Source organism: Rhizobium sp. 01T417 (assembly GCF_056398905.1).
Genome location: NZ_JBFTQH010000093.1, coordinates 1 through 2,526 on the forward strand (window position 1 = coordinate 1; position 2,526 = coordinate 2,526).

The 2,526-nt window shown below is 62.9% G+C and carries 3 protein-coding genes; all 3 read right to left on the minus strand.

Annotation, left to right across the window (positions count from 1 at the left end; all coding sequences use genetic code 11):
* The coding region (locus AC1DPR_RS31520; RefSeq protein ID WP_477817968.1) for a cytochrome c1 at positions 1 to 665 on the minus strand (665 nt) is incomplete at its 3' end.
* Positions 666 to 691: 26 nt separating this feature from the next.
* Positions 692 to 1,969, minus strand: a complete 1,278-nt coding sequence (locus AC1DPR_RS31525) for a cytochrome b (RefSeq protein ID WP_062368221.1) — start codon at positions 1,967 to 1,969, stop codon at positions 692 to 694.
* Between the two features lie 13 nt (positions 1,970 to 1,982).
* The coding region (petA, locus tag AC1DPR_RS31530; RefSeq protein WP_113263318.1) for a ubiquinol-cytochrome c reductase iron-sulfur subunit at positions 1,983 to 2,526 on the minus strand (544 nt) is incomplete at its 5' end.

Here is a 2,526-nt window from a genome sequence, read left to right on the forward strand (position 1 = left end):
GCAGCAGCACCGGCGAAGTACGGGTTGTAGTGCGTGCCCTCGGCCACCTGGACGCCGGCCGGCGGCTGCTGGTCGTAGCCGGTCAGCAGCGAGTAGATGTAGTCCGGACCGCCTTCCTGATAGCCGCCGACGAACGGGATCATGTCGATCAGGAACTGCGGGAAGCCGCGCTCGATGCCGCGCGCCTTGGCGATCAGCGAGAAGTCCGGCGGCGCCGCACCATTGTTGGCGGCAGCCGCCGCCTCGTGGTTCGGGAACGGCGACGGGAAATAGTCCGACGGAATGGCCTTGCGGGTGAACATGTCACCGCTGGCATTCGGGCCATCCTGAACCTCGTAGTTGGCGGCCAAGGCCTTCACCTGTGCGTCCGAGTAGCCGAGAGCTCCGAGCGTGCGGAACGGCACGAGGCTCATCGAGTGACAGGCGGCGCAGACTTCCGTGTAGACCTTCAGGCCGCGCTGCAGCTGGCCCTTGTCGTAATGGCCGAGCGGGCCGGCAAAGGTCCAGTGCTCATGCTTCGGATGCATGAGCGGATAGTGCGGCGTTGCGCCTTCGGCATGCTCTGCCGGCGCAGCCCCGTTCGGGGTGGTTTCCTCGGCAAGTGCCGCGCCGCTCAAACCAGCGACGACGGCCAGCGACAGGAGGCTGGTAACAAGCTTGTTCATGTGTCTCTTCCCTTCCTGTCGCACGCTCAGGCCTTGACCGGCTCGGCGGCCGCCACCTTGTTGCGCTTTTCCAGAACCGCTTCCGTAATCGAGTTGGGCAAGCGGCGCGGCGTCTCGACGAGGCCGAGAACCGGCATGATCACCAGGAAGAAGGCGAAGTAGAAGAGAGTGCCAAGCTGCGACATGATCACGTAGGTGCCTTCGGCAGGACGCGAGCCGAGCCAGCCGAGGACGATGGCATTGGCGACGAACAGCCAGAAGAACAGCTTGTACCAGGGGCGATARGCCGCCGARCGCACCTTCGAGGTATCGAGCCAGGGCACGAAGAACAGCACGATGATGGCGCCGAACATGACGAGGACGCCGGCCAGCTTCGAGTCGATCGGTCCGATGTTGAAGGTGATCGAGCGCAGCATCGCGTAGAACGGCAGGAAGTACCATTCCGGAACGATATGGGCCGGCGTCTTCAACGGGTCAGCCGGGATGTAGTTGTCCGGATGGCCGAGGAAGTTCGGCATGTAGAAGACGAAGTAGGCGTAGACCAGCAGGAAGATCGAAACGCCAAGCGCATCCTTCAGCGTCGCGTAGGGCGTGAAGCGAACCGTGTCGGTCTTGGTCTTGACCTCGACGCCGGTCGGGTTCGTCTGGCCGACGACATGCAGCGCCCAGATGTGCAGGACGACGACGCCGGCAATGACGAAGGGCAGCAGGTAGTGCAGCGAGAAGAAGCGGTTCAGCGTCGGGTTGTCGACGGCAAAGCCGCCGAGCAGGAACTGCTGGATCCACTCGCCGACCAGCGGGAATGCCGAGAAGAAGCCGGTGATGACCGTCGCGCCCCAGAAGGACATCTGGCCCCAGGGCAGAACGTAGCCCATGAAGCCGGTCGCCATCATCAGCAGGTAGATGAGGACGCCGAGGATCCAGAGGATCTCGCGCGGCGCCTTGTAGGAGCCGTAGTAGAGACCACGGGCGATGTGCAGATAGACGGCAACGAAGAAGAACGACGCGCCGTTGGCGTGCATATAGCGCAGCAGCCAGCCGTGGTTGACGTCACGCATGATCTTTTCGACGGAGTTGAAGGCAACCGTCGTTTCCGCCGCATAGTGCATGGCCAGCACGACGCCGGTCAGGATCTGCACGACGAGCATGACCGAAAGCATGGCGCCGAAGGTGTAGGCATAGTTCAGGTTGCGCGGAACCGGATAGGCGACGAAACTGTCATAGACCATGCGCGGCAAAGGCAGGCGCGCATCGATCCACTTCTCAAGGCCGGTTGATGGCTCGTAGCTGGAATGGCCACTCATAAATCAGTCCCCCTCAACCGATCTTGATTACTTTATCGGAAACGAACGAATAGGTCGGGATCGCCAGGTTCTGCGGCGCCGGACCTTTGCGGATGCGRCCGGCCGTGTCGTAGACCGAGCCATGGCAGGGACAGAACCAACCATTGTATTCGCCGGCCTGGCCGAGCGGGATGCAGCCGAGATGGGTGCACGAGCCGATCATGACGATCCAGTTTTCCTTGTCCTTGCCGGCCGAACGGTCGACGCCGGTCGCCTGCGCGTCGGACGGCAGGTTGGCGTTGCGCGCCACCGGGTCCTTCAGGTCGGAAAGCGGCACCTCATCGGCAGCCTTCACTTCCTCGGGCGTACGGTTGCGGATGAAGATCGGCTTGCCGCGCCACTTGGCCGTCAGCGACATTCCCGGCTCGAGGCTGGAAACGTCAACCTCGATCGAGGCCAGCGCCAACGTCGAAGCATCCGGACGCATCTGGTCGATAAACGGCCATGCAACCGCAACGGCCCCAACCGCCCCCGCCATGCCTGTGGTGAGATAAAGGAAATCACGGCGAGTCGGCTCG